The organism is Serratia sp. BW106 (assembly GCF_002607755.1).
Lineage (GTDB): Bacteria > Pseudomonadota > Gammaproteobacteria > Enterobacterales > Enterobacteriaceae > Serratia > Serratia proteamaculans.
The window spans coordinates 35,240-55,536 of sequence record NZ_MCGS01000023.1 but is presented as its reverse complement, the minus strand read 5'-3'; the positions used below and the strand labels follow the sequence as shown (position 1 = coordinate 55,536).

18 protein-coding genes are annotated in these 20,297 nt (G+C 52.8%); 7 read left to right on the top strand and 11 right to left on the bottom strand.

Going from position 1 to position 20,297, the window contains the following annotated elements:
- Positions 1-98 precede the first annotated feature (98 nt).
- Positions 99-818 (top strand): fatty acid metabolism transcriptional regulator FadR, encoded by a 720-nt coding sequence (gene fadR, locus BEI65_RS16385; RefSeq protein WP_099064253.1) that lies wholly within the window; start codon positions 99-101, stop codon positions 816-818.
- Between the two features lie 60 nt (positions 819-878).
- Here the strand turns inward: fadR and BEI65_RS16380 are convergent, their stop codons facing one another.
- Entirely contained in the window at positions 879-2,414 is a 1,536-nt protein-coding gene (locus BEI65_RS16380) for a SpoVR family protein (protein ID WP_099064252.1), read from the bottom strand.
- Between the two features lie 137 nt (positions 2,415-2,551).
- Positions 2,552-2,800, bottom strand: a complete 249-nt coding sequence (locus BEI65_RS27195) for a tyrosine-type recombinase/integrase (protein ID WP_232519110.1) — start codon at positions 2,798-2,800, stop codon at positions 2,552-2,554.
- Between BEI65_RS27195 and BEI65_RS27190 the strand changes: the two genes are divergently transcribed.
- On the top strand, positions 2,742-3,167 hold the full coding sequence (locus BEI65_RS27190) for a hypothetical protein (RefSeq protein ID WP_232519114.1): 426 nt from the start codon (positions 2,742-2,744) through the stop codon (positions 3,165-3,167). The two genes, BEI65_RS27195 and BEI65_RS27190, sit on opposite strands and share 59 nt — an antisense overlap.
- A gap of 235 nt (positions 3,168-3,402) precedes the next feature.
- Here BEI65_RS27190 and BEI65_RS16370 read toward each other — a convergent pair whose 3' ends face one another.
- Positions 3,403-4,464 (bottom strand): acyltransferase, encoded by a 1,062-nt coding sequence (locus BEI65_RS16370; protein ID WP_099064251.1) that lies wholly within the window; start codon positions 4,462-4,464, stop codon positions 3,403-3,405.
- 107 nt (positions 4,465-4,571) lie between these two features.
- On the opposite strand from BEI65_RS16370, the gene BEI65_RS16365 reads away from it, so the two are divergent.
- A complete protein-coding gene (locus tag BEI65_RS16365; protein WP_157765457.1) occupies positions 4,572-4,889 on the top strand; it encodes a hypothetical protein in 318 nt (105 codons plus the stop codon).
- 355 nt (positions 4,890-5,244) lie between these two features.
- Here the strand turns inward: BEI65_RS16365 and BEI65_RS16360 are convergent, their stop codons facing one another.
- Positions 5,245-6,363 (bottom strand): acyltransferase, encoded by a 1,119-nt coding sequence (locus BEI65_RS16360; RefSeq protein WP_099064249.1) that lies wholly within the window; start codon positions 6,361-6,363, stop codon positions 5,245-5,247.
- An 883-nt stretch (positions 6,364-7,246) separates the two neighbouring features.
- Between BEI65_RS16360 and BEI65_RS16350 the strand changes: the two genes are divergently transcribed.
- Positions 7,247-8,551: a D-amino acid dehydrogenase gene (locus BEI65_RS16350; protein ID WP_099064247.1), complete on the top strand. Its 1,305-nt coding sequence runs from the start codon at positions 7,247-7,249 to the stop codon at positions 8,549-8,551.
- Positions 8,552-8,623: 72 nt separating this feature from the next.
- Positions 8,624-9,697, top strand: coding sequence for a catabolic alanine racemase DadX (gene dadX, locus BEI65_RS16345; protein WP_099064246.1), 1,074 nt, complete (start codon positions 8,624-8,626; stop codon positions 9,695-9,697).
- A gap of 3 nt (positions 9,698-9,700) precedes the next feature.
- Here dadX and BEI65_RS16340 read toward each other — a convergent pair whose 3' ends face one another.
- The 7 genes from BEI65_RS16340 to BEI65_RS16310 form a co-directional block, all read right to left on the bottom strand.
- Positions 9,701-10,894 carry a multidrug effflux MFS transporter gene (locus tag BEI65_RS16340; RefSeq protein WP_099064245.1) on the bottom strand — a complete coding sequence of 398 codons (1,194 nt, stop codon included), beginning with the start codon at positions 10,892-10,894 and terminating at the stop codon, positions 9,701-9,703.
- A 109-nt stretch (positions 10,895-11,003) separates the two neighbouring features.
- Positions 11,004-11,564, bottom strand: a complete 561-nt coding sequence (locus tag BEI65_RS16335) for a 3'-5' exonuclease (protein WP_099064244.1) — start codon at positions 11,562-11,564, stop codon at positions 11,004-11,006.
- A 62-nt stretch (positions 11,565-11,626) separates the two neighbouring features.
- A complete protein-coding gene (locus BEI65_RS16330; RefSeq protein ID WP_099064243.1) occupies positions 11,627-13,345 on the bottom strand; it encodes an ABC transporter permease subunit in 1,719 nt (572 codons plus the stop codon).
- Positions 13,345-14,853 carry an ABC transporter substrate-binding protein gene (locus tag BEI65_RS16325; RefSeq protein ID WP_099064242.1) on the bottom strand — a complete coding sequence of 503 codons (1,509 nt, stop codon included), beginning with the start codon at positions 14,851-14,853 and terminating at the stop codon, positions 13,345-13,347. The genes BEI65_RS16330 and BEI65_RS16325 overlap by 1 nt, the downstream gene beginning before the upstream one ends.
- An 18-nt stretch (positions 14,854-14,871) precedes the next feature.
- A complete protein-coding gene (locus tag BEI65_RS16320; RefSeq protein ID WP_099064241.1) occupies positions 14,872-15,663 on the bottom strand; it encodes an ABC transporter ATP-binding protein in 792 nt (263 codons plus the stop codon).
- A 4-nt stretch (positions 15,664-15,667) separates the two neighbouring features.
- Entirely contained in the window at positions 15,668-16,477 is an 810-nt protein-coding gene (locus BEI65_RS16315; protein ID WP_099064240.1) for an ABC transporter ATP-binding protein, read from the bottom strand.
- A 317-nt stretch (positions 16,478-16,794) separates the two neighbouring features.
- Complete coding sequence (locus tag BEI65_RS16310) at positions 16,795-17,277, bottom strand: hypothetical protein (protein WP_099064239.1); 483 nt, start codon at positions 17,275-17,277, stop codon at positions 16,795-16,797.
- A gap of 171 nt (positions 17,278-17,448) precedes the next feature.
- Here BEI65_RS16310 and BEI65_RS16305 point away from each other — a divergent pair, with 171 nt between their 5' ends.
- Positions 17,449-17,742 carry a hypothetical protein gene (locus BEI65_RS16305; protein ID WP_099064238.1) on the top strand — a complete coding sequence of 98 codons (294 nt, stop codon included), beginning with the start codon at positions 17,449-17,451 and terminating at the stop codon, positions 17,740-17,742.
- A gap of 436 nt (positions 17,743-18,178) precedes the next feature.
- Entirely contained in the window at positions 18,179-20,290 is a 2,112-nt protein-coding gene (locus BEI65_RS16300) for a TonB-dependent siderophore receptor (RefSeq protein WP_198404471.1), read from the top strand.
- The last annotated feature ends 7 nt before the right edge of the window (positions 20,291-20,297 follow it).

Here is a 20,297-nt window from a genome sequence, read left to right as displayed (position 1 = left end):
GTTCAATGTTTTTCGCTCCCGCTAGGTCATGCAATAGCGATCTGGTATGATCAGCCGACTACTATTACTGATTATCGTCGCTACGGAACGTCAAACACATGGTCATAAAGGCGCAGAGTCCTGCCGGTTTCGCGGAAGAATACATTATCGAGAGTATCTGGAATAATCGCTTCCCTCCTGGCACTATTTTGCCCGCGGAGCGTGAGCTTTCAGAACTGATTGGTGTTACGCGCACCACGTTACGTGAGGTTTTACAACGCCTGGCCCGTGATGGCTGGCTAACCATTCAGCATGGCAAACCGACCAAAGTAAATAATTTCTGGGAAACTTCCGGCCTCAATATCCTTGAGACGGTGGCACGCCTCGATCATCAGAGCGTCCCACAATTGATCGACAACCTGTTGTCGGTTCGTACCAATATTGCGGCGATCTTTATTCGCGCAGCGGTGCGTAACCATCCTGAAGCCGCTCTGGAAGTGTTGGCGAAAGCCACCCAGGTGGAAGATCAGACGGACGCCTTCAACCTGTTGGACTACGAAATTTTCCGTGGTCTGGCGTTTGCCTCCGGCAACCCGATTTACGGTCTGATCTTCAACGGTCTGAAAGGCTTGTATACCCGCGTTGGCCGCTACTACTTCTCAAACCCTGAATCCCGCAAGCTGGCGCTGACTTTCTATAGCAAGCTGTCAACGCTGTGCCATGAGAAGTCGTACGATCAGGTAATGGATTGCGTGCGTAACTACGGTAAAGATAGCGGTGCCATCTGGCAGAGCATGCAAGGCACTATGCCAAGCGATCTGACCGAAGCCCGCCGCTAACACTATTACCCGCATTAAGCAAAAGGGGCGCCAATGGCGCCCCTTTGTTATGGTCTGATCTTACAGCGGTGCCGGTCGCGGTGGGCAACGTTCCAGCAGCTCAACGCTGCCATCTTCGTTCAGTTGCTCCAGAATAATGTCGAAACCCCACAGGCGGTGCAGGTGTTTCATCACTTCACGCCGGCTCTTGTCCAATGGCGCACGATCCTGCGGGATATAGCGCAACGTCAACGAGCGATCCCCGCGTAAATCCACATTCCAGATCTGAATATTCGGCTCATGGTCACTCAGGTTATATTGCGCCGACAGCTCTTCACGGATCGCCCGATAACCGGCTTCATCATGGATCGCTGCAATTTCCAGGTAATTATTGCGATCGTCATCCAGCACGGTGAATAGCCGGAAATCACGCATGATTTTCGGTGACAGGAACTGGCTGATAAAGCTTTCATCCTTGAAGTCGCGCATGGCGAAGTGCAGTGTTTCCAGCCAGTCTTTACCGGCAATATCCGGGAACCAGTAACGATCTTCTTCGGTTGGCGACTGACAGATACGCTTGATGTCCTGGAACATGGCAAAGCCCAGAGCGTACGGATTAATGCCGTTGTAATAAGGGCTGTTATAAGGCGGTTGATACACCACGTTGGTATGGCTGTGCAAAAACTCCAGCATAAAACGTTCGGTTACCCGGCCCTCGTCGTACAGATGATTAAGGATGGTGTAGTGCCAGAATGTGGCCCAGCCTTCGTTCATCACCTGCGTTTGTTTTTGCGGATAAAAATACTGGCTCACTTTGCGCACAATACGCAAAACTTCACGCTGCCAGGGCTCCAGCAGCGGCGCATTCTTTTCCATAAAGTAGAGGATGTTTTCCTGTGGTTCGCTTGGATAGCGGCGCGCCTGTTCTGGTGCTTCTTCACGTTCAACCCGTGGCAGGGTCTTCCACAGTGTGTTCACCTGGCTTTGCAGGTACTCCTCACGGCTTTTCTGGCGTGCTTTTTCTTCGACCAGTGAAATTTTCTGTGGTCGTTTGTAGCGATCTACGCCGTAGTTCATCAACGCATGACAAGAGTCGAGCAGCTTCTCCACTTCTTCAACGCCGTAGCGCTCTTCGCACTGGCTGATGTAGTGGCGGGCGAACAGCAGGTAATCGACGATCGAACTGGCGTCGGTCCAACTGCGGAACAGGTAGTTATTTTTGAAGAAGGAGTTGTGCCCGTAGCAGGCATGCGCCATCACCAAGGCCTGCATGGTGATGGTGTTTTCTTCCATCAGGTAGGCGATGCAGGGATTGGAGTTGATCACGATCTCATAGGCCAGGCCCTGCTGCCCATGTTTATAGCGCTGCTCGGTCTCAATGAATTTTTTACCGAATGACCAGTGGGTGTAGTTAATCGGCATGCCGACGCTGGAATAAGCGTCCATCATCTGCTCTGAGGTAATGACCTCGATCTGATGCGGGTAGGTATCAAGCCTGTAATGTTTGGCTACGCGATCGATGTGCTCCAGATACACCTGCAGCAACTCGAACGTCCAGTCCGGTCCATCGCTCAGACGTTTATCTTCCTTGACCTTATCATGTGTTGAAGTAGTCATCAGCGCACCCTCGTTATTACGGACCTTGCTCGAACGGCAGACCCTGTATCAATCATAGTTCAAGTAATAATAAACCGTTTTAAATCAGTGAAATAAAAACGACAGGTCACAATAAGTCGAAATTCAGTCAAAATCAGTTATACATCAACCCAGTGATTACCGCGATCATCTTGATATTTTGCCGTCATTTCTGCGGACTTATGGCCGAGCAAACGCTGAGCAAAATTCCCCTCGTTCTCTTTCGAGTATAGTCTTGCCGAAAGGCTGCGCAACTCATGAAATGATGGTGGTTGTTCCCAGTCCAGGCCTGAATCTTTGCGAGATTTAGTGAACCCCATCGAGATCGTGCTGGGGGATAGGGCACTGCGCAGGTGGCTGGCCAGCACGTTTTCGCAATCCCCATATGCTGCTTTACAGCAAGCCAGAACGTCCTCAAGTTTTAAGTCTGAGGCTTCAAGTTCGAGGCTGACAGGGATCGCTAACGCGTTGCCCAGTGATCAGTGCCAAGTCCATGTTGAAACCAACCCATGGTGCTTGTTTGTTGGCTGCTTCGCGGATCTCAGTATCACGCCTGTCATGAAGGCGGTGATCGAGCTGGGTTATCTGGATATAAAACCGTCCATCGTCCGCATCAAGAATTGCATCATCACAACCGAGTCGGGGCCGCTGTTCGGCTTCGATATCGACAACGAATTTATCTCAGGCTTCGATAAGGGTGCCAGGGGAACACTGCTGGGAGCATCACATGGCTAAGGACGAGTTTTAACCTTTGGCACGGCGGCGAATGCCAACGTTTACCCAACGCTGACTTTCAGGCATTGCCGGCACGCGTGGATGGCTTCAGTTCGGGCGTGGCGAAATCCGAAGAACTTAACACCGTATGGTAAGAATGGATTCACCCCCTTTGGTCGGTTAGGTAATGACCCCGTAGCATTAAACAACTTTATGCGGTTTTCTATCGGTGTTTAATTAAATTAGCGCATGTAGATCATGCGCTTTTCATCCGATCCCTTAATTGAAGGACTTTAACTTCAAATAGGTCATAAACAAGTTTAGAAATGAGAATTGTCATGACTAGAAACAATAGCCAAATGGATATACATCCGATTAGTGACGTTGGCTTAGATATGTAATGATTTATAAAGTACAGAACAGGAAGGTTTGTAAGGTATGCGGCATAAGACCACCTGGCCATTCTTGATGTCACAAATTTTACCATTGGATTGACTTCTATATGATAGAAAACGGTTATTAAGCAAGCGAATCCAATGTTTGCGACATCAAATAAAAATATCTTTAGTAATGCGCTGTTGTCCATAAATGCATCTGGCTTTGCAGCTATATATATTGCTACCGGTACAAGTGAAATACCAAGTTTCGAAAATATGTTTATTTTTTTTGATAAAAACAACCATGAAAAAATAACGCCAATCATTAAAGAGTCAAGTCTGTATAAAGATGTGGAGCGTATTTCATTAAATGTCATTGATGTGTTAATTGCTGCGTTAATTCTAAATGCAAGCGACATCGCAATAATAAGCGCAATGGATAATATAATACTGTTTCTTTTGTTTGTTGTTGCAAATAAAAAAACAGATATAACAATAGGGAAGGAAAAATAAAAAACCTCCTCTACTGCGAGGCTCCATGCTTCACCAAAAAATGAAGGATGAGGAATCGTTAAGCTCTGAGTAAATGTAGAGAAAGCAAGCAAGTTAGGTTGTGCATCTGGCCTGATATTGTCAATGAGAAGCAGGTTCAATATTAGAAATAGGATGTAACTTGGGTATGTTCTCATCCAACGGCGAAACCAAAACGAAGGAATCCAGCCAAACGCAGTGTCAGATTTTTCGATCTTATCGAATATTATCCTCCCGATGAGGAAACCAGATAAAACGAAAAATAACTCCACACCTAAAAATCCGCCGAATTTTAAATATTGAGATGAAGGCAATGCCGGCAGTAAAAATACTCTGCCATGAGAAAGTATCACCATAATGATTGCGAGTGACCTGCATAAATCAAGCCATGGGTTTAACTTTTTTTCCATAATTTATCAATCTCATACCAATTCTATACATTCATATCAATGCTCAAGATTCTAACATAGCACAATAAAAATAATGAATTCTATTAAACCAATCTGGAGAATATTCTATGTCATCTGAAGGATTGCCAGTTGATGGCGTCGTCGGTACTGAAATTGTGCTGGGCACCCGCAGCACGCAACAAGCAACAGACGAGGCCAGGGGCAGCCTGTCGGCGGATAGCGCAGCCCAATCAGCTGACACATCGTTTAAATACAGTAGTGAAGCCAAAACAGCGGTATCTGATGCAGAAGTTTATGCAAAACAGGCAAAAGATGCTTCACAAAATGCTCAGAATATCGCTGATGCCAATACCTATAACTCACAGAGGACAATCGGCGCGCATGGCGGGTTTCGGTTCGGGCGTGGCGAAATCCGAAGAACTTAACACCGTATGGCGCCAGGGTTCGACGATGGCCGCCGTGGTAGGACAGTTTATCGCAGACAAAACCGGATAGGATGTGCTGGACGACGGAGATCTGACCGGGTTGCTGGATAAATTTGAGGTCGCGATGGGTGGATGCCTGATTGGAGTTCAGCGTTTCACGGCCTCCGGAACTTGCACGCCAACACCTGGAATTTGATACGTGATTGTAGAGTCTGTGGGTGGCGGCGGTGGTGGGGCTTTTGCTGGGCCAACTGCACAAGGTAGAGATGGTGGCCGAGGATCTGCAGGTATAGTTATTATTTACGAATATTCCTAGAGTGTTGCTGGGTGGGGGGGCTCCCCCCCACAACCTAATTCATGCTGCTGAACGCATGGTGATTGATTTCAATTTCCCATACTTTCTGAAGGGAACCTCTATGATTCTATAGTTGATTTCACTAAATGTAACTGTTAGCACCAAAAACAACGAAACGTAAAGTAGCTCCATGCCTAAACTGAAGTTAGTGTTTTCATTAAAGAAAATACTCTTGACTACACTTATCATTACAACATGGGTGAGGTATATAGAATAAGAACGGGAACCGATATAGTCACAAGTATTTCGTATTGATATGTTTGATGAAAAAACATTCATATTTAGACTTGCGATAAGAACAAATATACCGGAGATTAATGCGGTTAATCCTACGGAAAAGAAAATAATGGGTTTCGGACTTGTAAATATTGCCAGCAAAACAGTCAGTGTAATAAATATAACAACAGGGTGTTTTACTTTTCCATTTAGCGATTTTATTCCTTTACTGTTAATTATTTTACTATTTAAAATGGCTATGATAACACCAAGTGAAATTGCATCAGTTCTTAGTGCCCACATGAATGGAGTGGATGCATTTAGAGTTCTTGGTAAGAAAAACTGCTCAAGAAAAACAGCAGCGAAGAAGTAAATTAATTTCCGTGGTATTAAAAATGCTATCACCGGGAGCAGGAAGTAAAATTGATTTTCTAAAGATAGGCTCCAGTAAATCCCAAGATTACCACAGGCGCCAAGCGGTCTGCATTCTGAAAAATAAAAATCAGAGGTTTGTGTTACAGCAGCAAAAGCGGACTTATATAAAACCTCAATAGGAAGGAATGCTCCATTTCCGCCCCAGAGCATTGATAGAGCGACAGAAATGGAAATCCAAAGAAATGCAGATGGAATGAGCCTCCAGAACCGTCTCACCCAAAATGGGAGAGAAAAGTTTAAGAATGAGGAAATGGTTCTATCCGTGGGGATCTGTTCGAGAATCGACTTTGTGATAATGAACCCAGAAATACAGAAAAACAAATCAACGCCGCTACCGAATCTTGATATGTCTAGTAGTTTCCAATAGGTCGATACTGGTGATAGCAAGGCTGCAATGTGAGCCAATATAACAAATACAATAGCCAGTGTTCTGAGAACTTCAATGTCATGATTTTTGTTGTCATTCATGTAATTTATAACGCCTGCATCAATAATTTTAAATATATTGCATATTTTATGCACATACGCACAAACCAATTACCTATCAACAGAAATATTGGAAAGTCATCCATGTTATCTGAAGGATTGCCAGTTGATGGCGTCGTCGGCACTGGAATTGTGCTGGGCACCCGCAGCACGCAATAAGCAACGGACTAACCCAAGGGCAGCCTGTCGGCGGATAGTGCAGCCCAATCAGGGATACTACTGTCGTCAGGTGAAGACTGCAGCAGCAAAGGTATCTGACGATGCAGATCGCGCAGAAGCTACCTCTGATAACGTCCAGAATATCGCGGCTACCACTTACAAGCGTATGAAAATGGTTAAGCGGGCAGGTGGTGTACTGACAACACATGACATTGCTGACAGCGGTATCCCATGAGCAATGACAGGACACTGTATGTGGCGGATGGGTGCATACTTTCTGATACATCGGTATTGGTTTGCTGTTGGTCAGGTGAGTTTACAGCGAGTTTTTTCTGCTGAAGCAGGTTCTTATGTCTGCGAAACGTTATCTTTGATAAATGCGGTTTTTGTAGTTTTATATTCTGTATTGATGGCGCTGTTTCATTTTTATATTCTGTTAAATCCTTGTTGCGTATCGTGGCTTTTCTTGTCGATAGCAATGATATCATTGACATCATATTAGCCACTGTTTCGCTCTAAAACTGGCCTTTCACAACATCTTATCGCTATTTATAGGTAGCTATTGCAAAAGACCCGGCCATGAACGATAAATTAATTGTGAATGTTGTCACGTTTAATGACGAAGATGTTGGACGGATTTTTCCACTGAGTTAATTTCCTGTGAGCAGAAGATTATGCTTTGTGATGCCTTGAGCTGGAGTCAGCGATGCGAGTGGTAATTTTAGGTAGTGGGGTGGTAGGGGTTGCCAGCGCCTGGTATTTGGCGAAAGCGGGCCATGAGGTGACGGTGATCGATCGTCAACCCGGTCCGGCGATGGAAACCAGCGCGGCGAATGCCGGACAGATCTCTCCGGGTTATGCGGCTCCCTGGGCTGCGCCTGGCGTCCCGCTGAAGGCGGTTAAATGGATGTTCCAACGCCATGCGCCGCTGGCGGTTCGTCTGGATGGCAGCAGCTTCCAGTTGAGCTGGATGTGGCAGATGTTGAAAAACTGCAATACCGAACACTACATGACCAATAAAGGGCGGATGGTGCGGTTGGCGGAATACAGCCGCGACTGTATCAAGGCGTTGCGTCAGGAAACCGGTATTCAGTACGAAGGCCGACAGGGCGGTACGCTGCAACTGTTCCGTACCCAGCAACAGTTTGAAAGTGCGGCCAAAGATATCGCGGTATTGGAAGATGCCGGTGTGCCCTACAAACTGCTGGAAGCCAGTCAGTTGGCTAGCGTTGAACCTGCGCTGGCGCAGGTGGCGCATAAGCTGACCGGCGGGCTGCAACTGCCTAACGACGAAACTGGCGATTGCCAGCTCTTTACCCAGCAACTGGCCAAACTGGCACAGCAGGCGGGCGTTACTTTCCTGTATAACCGCAGCGTTGATCGCCTGCTGGTGGAAGGGGACAAGATCAGCGGCGTGCAATGCGGCGGGGAAATCTTCAAAGCTGACAGCTACGTGGTGGCCTTTGGCTCTTATTCCACCGCGCTGTTGCGCGATCTGGTGTCGATCCCTGTCTATCCGTTGAAAGGCTACTCGTTAACCATTCCAATCACCGATGAGTCTGCGGCACCGTTCTCAACCGTGCTGGATGAAACTTATAAAATTGCCATTACCCGGTTCGATCAACGTATTCGCGTCGGCGGCATGGCGGAAATTGTTGGTTTTAATACTCAGCTGGAGCAAAAGCGGCGAGAGACACTGGAGATGGTAGTACGCGATCTTTACCCTAACGGTGGACGGGTGGAAGATGCGACCTTCTGGACCGGTTTACGTCCGATGACGCCGGACGGTACGCCGATTGTCGGCAAGACCTCGCTGAAAAATCTGTTCCTGAATACCGGACACGGCACTTTGGGCTGGACCATGGCTTGTGGCTCTGGACAACTGCTATCCGATTTGATTTCCGGTGTCACCCCGGCCATTCCTTCAGACGACCTGGGGGTGGCGCGCTACAGCGCCGGATTTCGTAGCCTCTACACCGGCCCCTTGAACGATGTGCATCCCGCGCGTTAAACATCCTGATTTATCATGTTATTGTCACGGGCGTTGGCCCGTGACTGTATTCGCCGGCCCGTAGGAGTGCCCATGCCTCGCCCGATTTCCGCCACGTTGCACCTTGGCGCCTTTGAAAATAACCTGCAGGTGGTTCGTCGTTTTGCCCCTAACGCCAAAGTCTGGTCGGTGGTTAAGGCCAACGCGTATGGCCACGGTATTAAACACGTCTGGCGCAGTCTGGCGCAGACCGATGGTTTTGCCTTGCTGGATCTCGCCGAAGCCATTTTGTTGCGCGAGTCCGGCTGGCAAGGGCCGATTTTGCTGTTGGAAGGATTTTTCAAACCGCAGGATATTGCCCTGCTGGATCACTATCGTTTAACGACGTCGGTACACAGTGACTGGCAACTGGCGGCGATCGCCGAAGCTAAACTCTCTGCACCGCTGAATGTTTACCTGAAAGTGAACAGCGGGATGAACCGCCTGGGGTTTGCGCCGGAACGTTTGCACGCTGTGTGGATGAAAGCTCAGACGATCGGCAATATTGCCAGCCTGACGCTGATGAGTCATTTCGCCACCGCTGACGGCCCACAGGGCGTTGAGGCGCAAATGGCCACCATTGAACAGGCTGCAGCGAGCATCACTTTGCCACGCTGTCTGGCCAACTCGGCCGCCACGCTGTGGCACCCGGAAACGCATGGTAGTTGGGTACGGCCGGGTATCGTGCTTTACGGGGCTTCACCGAGCGGCCAATCGCGCGATATTGCCGGTAGCGGTCTGCAGCCGACCATGACGCTGAGTAGCGAAATTATTGGTATTCAAACACTGAAGCCCGGCGACCAGGTTGGTTATGGCTGGCGTTACCGCGCCGAGGGTGCGCAGCGTATCGGTGTGGTGGCCTGTGGTTATGCCGACGGTTATCCTCGCCATGCCCAGACCGGTACGCCAGTCTGGGTGGAGGGGGTGCTGACGAGAACGCTAGGCACGGTTTCGATGGATATGCTGGTGGTTGATCTGACACCTTGCCCAGACGTGGGTATTGGGGCGGAAGTGGAGCTGTGGGGGCGACGCCTGCCGGTTGACGATGTTGCCGCCGCGGCAGGCACGCTGGGTTATGAATTACTGACGGCCCTGGCCGCCAGAGTGCCGGTCATCACCGAGGCATAAGCCTCAGGCAATTTTCTTCAACTGACCTTTTATTTGCTTGCTGCGCTGCCGTGCGTGCAGTGCCAGCAGGCAACCCACCAGCATCACCAGCGCCAACGACAGCTTGGGTTGCAACGGCAGTGCCATCGCCAATAAGCCCAGGCCTGCACCGCCGGCCATCTGCACAAAACCGACCAACGCAGAGGCCACCCCGGCCTCATTGGAATACGGCTCCAGCGCGTAGCTGGTCGCCGGGCCCATCACAAAGGCCAGCCCGGCGCAGGCGCAGGCCACCGGCAACATATAGGCCAGCCAATGGGTTTGTGCCGCGCCGGACAGCAAGGACACGCCCAGCAGCAATCCGATACAACCGACACCCATCAAAATTCCGCCGGTCGCCAGGCAGACCGGACGTCCGACCTTGTGAATAATACGGTTGGCGAAAAAGCTCACCAGCATGATCCAAAAGCCGTTGGCACCAAACACCAGCGAGAATTGCAACGGCGTCAGCCCGGCGGTGCCCATTAACACATTGGGTGCCAGTGAGACGTAGGTTAACGCCATGCCCATGGCGCCGGAGTTGACTACGGCAAAGGACAGGAAGCGGCGATCGCGGGCGATGCGGGCATATTGTCGCACCGGCAACCCTTTGACGCGCACCGTATCCGCCGGGCGAGTTTCCGGTAGACGCAGGGCGATCAGTACCAGCACGGCCAGGGCATAACACACCAGGAACCAGAACGGCGCACGCCAGCCAAAGGCTTCTGCCAGCAGTCCGCCAAGCAGCGGTGCCAGTGCAGGAATAATATTCAAGGTGCCGTTGAGAAAACCAAAGGCACGGGCCGCATCGTCGCCGTTCATCCGATCGCGCACGCCGCTGAATGCCACTACGGCGGTGCAACAGACCGCCACGCCCTGCAGCAGGCGAGAGGCCACAAACATGGTTGGCGTGGTGGCCAGCGCCGCCATGGCTGCACCAATCATGTAGATCACAATACCGGCCAGAGCCACCGGCTTACGGCCGTAGTTATCCACCAGCGGGCCGGCGATAACCTGCCCAAGGCCCAGCACCAGGATGAACAGGGAAATGGTGGACTGGATCAGCGCTTCACTGCTGTTAAGGCCAAGAGCGATAGCGGGGATGGTCGGCAGATAGAGATCGATACCCAGCGGGCCGAGCAGCACCAGGCTAAGAAGCAGAAACAGAAATTTTTGCATAACAAAAACAGCACATCCAAGTGACAAAGAGGGCTAGAGTAGAGATTCTGGCGCTAAATGGAAAGAGGCAAAGCACAAGCCTGCCAGGGGGATGCCAGTCTTGTTCGATTCAGGGTGCAGAGGCTTTGCGATAGTAAAGTGCGGATACCGTGTCCGCCACATAGCGTGCCTGATGTTTGGCGTCATCCAATGCCCGATGAGGCGTTCCTTCGAATGCCCGTTCTTTCTTCGGGTTAAAGCCCAGCATTTCCGCCAGGGTGATCACCGTGCGCACATCCTGCGTATCCCAAAATTTCCACGGACACGGCATGTCAAGCTGCTGGAAGGCATGCTCGAGGATTGTACAATCGAACTCCTTGCCGTTACCCCAGACTTTGACCTTGTCGGTGCTGTTCATATGAATAAACCGACTCAGGTTGGTCAGCGTGCGTTTAAGACTCTCTGTGCCACCGAAAGCCAGTTTGCGCGCTTCGTCTGATTGTTTCGCCCACCAGGCAACGGTGTCCAGGCTGATGGTTCTGCCGGGCTGATCTTTTTGGCTGCTGACGGCATTTTCAAACTCCGCCCCGAGCTGGCCGGTTTTGGGATCGAAAAACACGGCAGCGACCACCAGGATCACCGCGCTGGGTTTTATATCCAGCGTTTCAATATCTAACATCAGGTGGTGCATGGGGTCTCCCGGCAGGTTGAAGTATCGCCTAATGTTACTACAAACCGGACGAGGATGCGCCGTCAGCCCCGACGGTTACCGGCAGTATTTGCCAGCGTTACTGCGAGCACTGCCAGTAATATCAGTGCGATCGCCGGTGCCAGGACTCCCCAGGGCGCCCGTTCGAGATAAGGCATGCCTTCCGCCAGCACCAGCCCCCATTCTGCACTGGGTGGCTGCGGCCCAAGACCAAGAAAACCCAGCGCCGCCAGCGCCAGCGCAATGCCCGGCAGACGCAGCATGGCGTGGCGCAGCAGGGGAGCCGAGAGCGCCGGCAGCAGGTAGTGGGTCAGCGTGCGCCATCGGCCGATGCCCAATACCGGCAACATGCGGATATAGGGCTGCGTGCGGGCTTCCGCCAACAACGAAGCACAATGGGCGGCTAGCGGAGCCCAACTGACCAATATCACCGCGCAGGCGGCACCGTAGGCTGAAGGGCCGCTAATGGCGACCACTAACAGGCCTGCGACGATTGGTGGTGTAGCGTTGGCCAGTTCAATCACCCCGCACATCAGACGTGGCATCAGTCCGAACACGATCCCGAGGAACAGCGACGCGAAGCTGACCGCCAGCGCCAGCAGGCTGGTATTCAGCGCACCGTAAGCGACGCGTGCCAGAATATCGCGGCCGGTGGCGTCCGCGCCGAAGGGCAGATCCAGGCTCGGCGGTTGCAGGCGGATATGCAGTGACGAGAGCGGATCGCGGATGATACCGCTCAGCACCAACAGACATAACAACAGCGCGGCACCGGCGGCGAAAAGGTAGCTGACTTTGGGGTTGTGCTGCGGCGGTGCCGAATTGGGCAAGCTTGCCGCTATCCGGCCCAGCAACAGATAATGCGCACCCTGTGCCAGAAATCCGGCGCTGAAGGCAATCAATAACAGGATCAGAATGCCGCACTGCAGTGCCGGCAGGTCCTGCGCAATGGCGGCACCCAATGTTGCTCTGCCCAGGCCGGGAATGGCGAACACTTTCTCGACGGCGATGGCTCCGCCGGTAAGCCCCACCAGTACCAACCCGATTTGCGGCAACAGGGCGGGGAGTGTGCGACGTAACACCGCCAGCAGACGCTGCCGCCGGGAGATGCCGGCCAGGCTCCAGGTGATCAGCCAGCGTTCGCTGAAGGTGGCGGCCAGGCCGTCACTGAATAACAGACCCAGCAGGCCCCCGGCCGGCAAGCCTAACGCCAGGGCTGGCAGCACGACATGTATCAGGCTTTGCCAGCCGTAGGGAGGGAACCATTTTAGCCAGACGGCACCGACAATCAGCAACAGCGCCGCCAGCAAAAACTCGGGCAGGGCAGTCAGTGCCACCGCCACAACCCCGGCAGGACGGCGAGGGTCACCCTGTATGCCGCGCCACAGGGTGGGCAGCGCCAGCATCAATGCCACCAGCAACGCTATTGCCAACGCGTAGCCCATCAATGTCAGAGAGACCCCGGTCGCCTGTAACATCCCCTCCAGCACCGGACGGCCGGAGATCCAGGAGTTCCCGGCATCGCCGTGCAACAGCCGGTTAAACCAGCGGCCAAGCAATATCAGCGGCCCGTCGTCCAGACCAAAGCGCTTCCGAATGGCGTTCAGGGCTTCTGACGTGGCCTCCTGTTCAGCCGAACGGGCCCGCAGCAGGCTGAGCGCCGGATCGCGACCGGACAACCAGGGCATCAGACCGACCAGCGCGATCATTGCCAGCAGCGCAAACAGGCGTGAGGCCAATGGTAATAGCCGCTGTGCCAGTGTCATCAGGGCTGTCCGCTGGCGATCCGGCTGCGTGGTGTCACCAGCAGGCGTTCACGTGGGTCGCGTTCGGCGTTCTTCATGGTTGCGGCCTCCCCCTGGATCACTCGCTCATGCAATAAGGGGATCGCCGCATGGGTCGCCAGAATACGATTTTCTGCTGCGATGATCGCCTGACGCCGGGAGGTACCGGCCGGGATCGCGGCGGCGTAGGTCAGGGCTTCGTCCACCTGCGGGTCGCACAGTTGGGCGATATTGAACGAACCCTGGCAGGCGAAATCGCTGTACATGTAGGCCAGCGGATCGCCGGAGTCCAGCACCGTGGCGCGTGACAGAATAAACGCGTCGAATTTGCCCACCAGCGCATCGGCTTCAATATGTGCATATTCCCGCACTTCCTGTTTCACCACAAAACCGGCGGCGCTGAGCTGTTGCGCCAAATAAACCGCGACCTCCGGCAGCTCGGCGCGATCGCTGAAGGTGGCCAGGGTGATGGTTTTTCCTGTTACCGCAGTGGTTGGCAACAAGGGTTGCGGCTGTCGCAAGGGTGCGGCCCAGGGCAGCGCCGGACCCAGTAGCCCGCTGGCGACATCGGCACGGCCCTCGTAGACGTTATCCACCAGGAGTTGGCGCTGAATGGCCGCCGCCGCCGCGGCACGCACCGCCGGATCGCGGAAGACCCCGACCCGGGTGTTCAGATACAGCGTGTTGGTGCGTGGCATCGGCACTTCATGGATCAGTTCTGCTGCAATCAAGGGCAGCTGTGATACGGGCAGCGCTTCAACCAAATCGGCACTGCCGGTGCGTAGCGCGGCGGCGCGGGCGGCGCTGTCCGGCACAAAGCTGACGTCGATGCCTGGCGCTGCGGCTTTTTCGCCCCAGTAGCCGTCAAAACGGTTTAGCCGTGCGCTGCTGGTCCCGTTGATTTCTGTCAGTACAAAGGCACCGGTCCCGGCCTGCAAGGGATTAACCACGCCGTTGGCAGCGTAAGCTCGCTCGGCGAGGATGGCCAATTGTGGGCTGGACAGCCGTTGCGGCAGCAAAGGATCGGGCACCGCAGTAGAGATAAGCAGGGTGTGATCACCTTCTGTGCTGACGGATAATTCAACGCCGTCAAGGATGCGAGGTTTTGGTGCGGCGTTCATTGCCGCCGAAAGTGAACGTACGACACTCTGCGCCGTCATAACGCTACCGTCATGGAAGCTGACTCCCGGGCGCAACACAAAGCGCCAGCGGTGTTGATCGATTTGCTGCCATTCGGTGGCCAATGCCGGTTCAGCATCGCCGTTGGCGTTCAGCACGACTAACGTTTCAGCATTGCTCCAGCGAGAAAGTTTAAACGCGTCATCGCTCAGCGGCGTGAGCCCGGAACGAGGCGGCTGTAGCATGGCCAGTCGGATGCGCCGTTCTTCATTGGTGCTTTCTTTCGGTTGTGCAGGGTCAAAGCAGCCGCCAAGCAGCAAACTGCCGGCAAGCAGGCAGCCGGTGGGGCCAATAAAGCGTGGGTTCAACATGAAGTATTCCTCAGAATATCAGGGCTGGAAAAGGGTGGGCAGCGATGGGATTGCGGCGATCAGATCGCGGGTAGCGGCATGCCGTGGACTGTTCAGCAGCTCAGCGGTTGGGCGATCTTCCACGATGGCACCGCACTCCATCACCAATGTGCGTTGGCATAAAGCGGCGACCAGCGAAATATCATGGGAGACAAGCAGCATGCCCATATTTTGCTGACGAGAAATCCGATCGAGCAGGTTGATGATCTGCTGACGCAGCGGCAGGTCCAAACCGCTGACCGGTTCATCGGCGATTAAAAAACGAGGTTGCAGCGCAATAGCCCGCGCCAGCGCCACCCGTTGTGCCTGCCCGCCGGAAAGCTGCCCTGGGCGCAGGTAAAGCAGACGCTCCTCCAGCTCAACCTGCCGCAATGCCCGTTCGGCGGTGATACCCAAATCTTGAGAAGGAGCAAGTTGCCGCAGAGGGGCGATAATCAGTTCGGCCACCGTGTGACGAGGGTTGAGTGAAGCATGGGCATCTTGCGGCACGTACTGCACCAATCGCCGGTACCAACGCAAGTGGTGCGCCGCGGCTGGGCGGACTGCGGTACCCTGGCAATGAATATGACCGGCGTCCGCTGCCTCCAGAGCCAGCAACAGTTTAAGCAGGGTGGATTTACCGGCACCCGAGCAGCCCACCAACCCGACGCGATCCTCCGCGTACAGATTCAGGTCGGTGGGTTTCAGCCCGCCGGACTGCGCTGAATACTGCCGACAGACTTGTTGCAGGCTGATAAAGGGCAGCGTCCTGCTGACTGAAATGCTATTCATCCCGTTAACCTGCCAGACTCAATGGCGATGCCTGGTCGAAGGCTGGGCACTGTGCCGTGGCAACCAACTGCTGGGTATAGGGCTGAACAGGGTGATGCAGTAACTGTTCGAACGTCCCCTGCTCGGCAATTTCGCCCGCCACCAGGACAATGGCTCGCTGACACAGGTTGGCGGCGACGGTGAGATCGTGGGTAATAAACAGCAATGCCGGGGCGTGGGGGCGTTCGGTGTAACGCTTCAGGATAGCGATCAGTTGATGTTGACTGACCATATCCAGTGCGGTGGTGGGTTCATCTGCGATCAGCAGGCTTTTCTCACCCACCAATGCCAGTGCCGCGCAGACCCGCTGGCACTGGCCACCTGACAGTTGGCCGGGATAGCGGGCCATTATGAGCTCTGGCGGCAAGCCTAATGCGGCCAGCAGCTCGGCGGCACAGCGTTGCGCCTGCTGTGTTTTCATCTTGCTCTGGCCGCGTAACGCCAGGATTAACTGCTGGCCCACGCGGGTCAGGGGATTGAGACTGCTGAAGGGATCCTGGAAAATAGCCGCCAACGCAGGTCGTTTGCGCAGTTGCAAACGTTGACCGCTGATTTCTTGACCCTGAACTCGGATTGAGCCACTGACTTGTGCGTTGTTGGGCAGTGTTCCCAAAATGGCCGCGGCAGTTAGGGATTTGCCCGAGCCCGATGCGCCAAGCAGACACACTCGTTCGCCGGGATACAGAGTGAAATTCAGGTTGTGAATTTTGACCTCACCGTCAAGCGACAGCGTCAGGTGTTCTACGGCGAGTAACGGTGGGGTTTGGCTTTCCATTGATGCATCTATGTAAAATGTTTTGATATGTAATAACATAACATTCACGTAACTGAGATGACCAGCGGATTTATGAAATACTTAGAAATAGTTTAAAACGGGGTAAGCAAGGTATGATGCTCAGGGTTCTGTTGTCAGGTTGGTCTAATCGGTGAGAACGCTTATCTTCATTTTGTGCATGGCTGGGTATCTGGTGGTACTAGGCTACCTTGGTATTTTTGTCACTGATAAGATCTGTGAGAAATCCAATAACTACACCAAGGTGTGCCGTCTGGTCGATATCTCGGAGCCGCATATCCCAAAGTAAATGCCGGCCGTCAGCCCAGATAATCGGTGGTGATCAAAGGTGTCAGTAAGCCGGACAATGCGGCCAGGGTTGTCCACTGTCGCCATCCTAAGCGCGCCAACCAATCCTGGCGCAGCGGTGGGGTAGCCAGTTGGCCTACGGCCACCGTACCGGTAAGCAACAGCGTCAGAAAAATAAATACCAGCCCACGACTCCACGCATTGAACTCGATATGCAGTACATTGGCGTAATACAACCTCATCAAAATGTAATAGGCCAGCATCAGCCAGGCGAAATGCGTGCGTTTTTTCAGCACATGATAAAGGATAAACGCGATGAAAACGCTGTGGCACACGGAGATCAGTGGCGCTTCAATCGGGCGTCTGACACAACCGTTATACACCGCCAAATAGATATTAAAGATCAACTGTGCATAGATGGTATATATATACCAGCCATAGGTGATTTTGAGTTTTTTTGGCGTGGGCGGGGTTGGGCAATAGTCCGGTATCATTGGAGCCTCCTGAGCTGACTAGCGTTATAACATCCAAAATCTAAATGAAATTTAAACGCCAAACAGGCTTTATTTTACCCTAAACCTGGAACTAATCAGCACTTGTCAGGTCTGTTTAAACCGCAATGTTCAGGGTGTTTTTAAATTGATTTGTGATGGTAATTCACTGATATGAAAGATTATAAAAACGATCGCGCCGCAGTGTATCTGCTGATAATCACCCTGGGACTCTATTTTTTCCTACCGCCGGTGCTGGTGGCTATCGTTTTCAACTGGTTAAATCTAAACCCTTTTAGCATTATTCGCTTTTGGCATTTTAATCCGTTCGGCGCTGCCCGTGGTATTCCCCTCTATCAAACTTTTATATACACATTAAGTTTGTGGGTTATAGCGAATATTCTGCTGGCGCTCATTCTGCTGGGAGCGGGGCGTCTCTACACCTGGTTCGTCAGAAAGTCTCGGTGAACACCACCGGCTACTGCCGAAAGGGGTAGATGGAAAGCGCCTTATGAAGGATAATGATAGTCGTTATCATTTTTAAGCACCAGTAAAGGTTAAAGGGTTGTCTCCTTATGCGCTGCCTGTACTGGCAATAAATTGCTCACATTGCTTCCAGTTTGTATGCCAGCCTAGCGCTGGCATTTTTTTGTTATTGATTTTCAGATCAATACTTCACATTCAGCCCGGTCCTTTCCCTGCGGCAAGTTACTTTGCCCGCTCATAAAAAGTTTGCTCATACTTGAAATTTCTTATCGATAAAGATAATAATTATCATTAATATTTCCTTTTCTTTACATGCGCAATACCGATAGTTCCTTCGCCCCTTCGTCAGCCAGCGTTGCTGACGGGGCCCCTGTCGGGTGCGGTTTAATGATACTTACCAGGGATTACCGGCATGCCAATGTTTTTTTCTGTCAAACGGTCGCGTGTTTTATGCGCGTTCGCGATGTTTCTGCCACTGACCTCGTTAGCTGAAGATACCCTGGTGGTCACCGCCAAACCCGCCGATACGGCTGAGGCTGCGACCCAGGGTTATCAGGCCACGACCAGTCAGGGAACCACTAAAACCGACCAGCCGCTGATCCTGACGGCGCAGTCCGTTTCGGTGGTTACACGCCAACAGATGACCGATCAGAACACCCAGACGGTGAATGATGCACTGAAATATACCCCGGGTGTTTTCACCAATTTCTCCGGCGGTGCGACACGCTATGACACCATTGCATTGCGCGGTTTCCATGGCGGAGATGTTAATAACACCTTCCTCGATGGCCTGCGTCTGTTAAGCGATGGCGGCACCTATAATGCCTTGCAGGTTGATCCCTGGTTCCTGGAGCGTATCGACGTCATCAAGGGACCTTCTTCGGTGATGTATGGGCAAAGCATTCCGGGTGGGCTGGTGGCCCTGACCTCCAGGCGGCCGCAGTTTGCCACGCAAGGGCAGGTTAACCTCTCGGCGGGCAATAACGACACCAAGGGCGCGGCTTTTGATGTGACCGGCCCACTGTCGGACCAGTGGGCTTATCGTTTGACCGGGATGACGCGCAGCAGCGACACCATGTATGACCATCAGCGCGAAGAGCGCTATGCCATTTCGCCGTCATTGCTGTGGCAACCGGATGAAAATACCTCACTGTTGCTGAAAGCTTATTTGCAAAAGGATCCGTCCGGCGGTTATCACAGTGCAGTTCCGGCAGATGGCAGCCTCTATTCCAGCTCAGGCGACAAGCTGGGGCGCGGATTCTTTGACGGCGAGAGTAGCCGTAACGTGTTCAAACGCTGGGAGCAGATCTACAGCTATGCCTTCTCGCACAGCTTCAATGACGTTTGGTCATTCCGACAAAATGCCAGCTATACCCATTCCAACGTTGAATTGCAGCAGGTGTATCAGATTGGCTGGGATCAGGACCATCAGTTTCTGAACCGCTATTACAGCGGCTCGGCGACCTCACTGGATGCTTTCGCCGTCGACAACCAACTGGAAGCTGACTTTGCCACCGGGCCGCTGGAACACCAGGTGATGCTGGGTCTGGATTACCAGCGCTTTCGTAATAACCTGTGGGACGAGTCTGCCGGAGCTTCTGAGCTGAATCCTTATACCGGCGTGTCCGGTGGTGCGGGGTTGATCAATCTGACGCATACCGACTCCAGACGTCACTATCAGCAGACCGGCGTGTATCTGCAGGACGAAATCAGCCTGCAGAACTGGTATCTGAATCTGTCTGGCCGCTTTGACCGTATAGAGTCAAAAAATACGGTGCTTAATACCGGCACCAGCGATGAACGCCGCGACGATAACTTTAGCGGCCGCGCCTCGTTGCTGTACCGCTTTGACAGCGGTTTCTCACCTTACGCCAGTTACAGCACGGCAGTGACGCCAGAGGCGCTGTCCGATCAGAACGGTCATATGCTCAAGCCGAGTACCAGTGAGCAATACGAAGTGGGCTTGAAATACCAGCCACCGGGCAGTTCATCAATCTACAGCGTGGCGCTGTATGACCTGACACAGAATGATGTAGCCAACCGTGTGGTGCAGCAAAGTTATTATCTGCCCGCCGGCAAGGTACATTCTCAGGGAATTGAACTGGAGGCTCGCAGCAAGATCACCGAACGTTTCGATCTGATTGCAGGCTATACCTACAACAAGGTGAAGTTCAAAGATGCGATTGACGGCAACAACGGTAATACGCCGTATCTGGCCCCGGACCAAATGGCCACACTGTGGGGTAAATATGCCGCTGCCTACGGCGTAGATGTTGGCGCTGGGGTACGTTATATCGGCAAGCAATGGGCGGATAATGAAAATACGTTACGCATTCCTTCCGTGACGCTGCTGGATGCTTCGGTACGGATGAATCTGGACAGCGTTAATCCGTCGTTGAAAGGTGCTTATGTGCAGTTAAACGTGAACAACCTGACCGACCGGAAATATGTCGCGGCCTGTTATGGTACCGGTTATTGCTATTGGGGGGCGGAACGCTCCGTGGTGGCGACGGTGGGGTACGATTTCTAAGGGAAGG